This window comes from Pseudomonas sp. R19M, assembly GCF_050312585.1.
GTDB lineage: Bacteria > Pseudomonadota > Gammaproteobacteria > Pseudomonadales > Pseudomonadaceae > Aquipseudomonas > Aquipseudomonas palleroniana.
Genome location: NZ_JBNPJV010000127.1, coordinates 1 through 301, shown reverse-complemented (window position 1 = coordinate 301; position 301 = coordinate 1). Strand labels below are relative to the sequence as shown.

The 301-nt window shown below is 56.1% G+C and carries 1 protein-coding gene; it reads left to right on the top strand.

Features of this window, described 5'->3' with window-relative positions; translation table 11 throughout:
• Positions 1-301: immunoglobulin-like domain-containing protein (locus ACQRBT_RS28335; protein ID WP_427851706.1), on the top strand; the 301-nt coding region annotated here is incomplete at both ends.

The window sequence follows — 301 nt, the reverse complement described above, 5'->3', positions numbered from 1 at the left end:
TCACCATTGGTGTAAACCAGTCGAGCGGTTCTGTCTCGGTAGTCGCTCCAAACGACGTCTATCAAGGCGACCAAACTTTCACTGCCGCCATCAAAGGCGTTACCGGCGGCGAGCACTTCGAAAATCTGGTGCCGGGCACTACGCCGGTAAATACCACCGTTACCGATACTCCGGGCACTGCGGACACCACCACCGTGACCCTGACTGCGCCAAGCGCAGTTAACGAAGGTGGTCAGATTACGTACACCGCCACGCTTTCTAACAAAGCAGGTACTGACGTCACCCTGAAACTCGACAACGG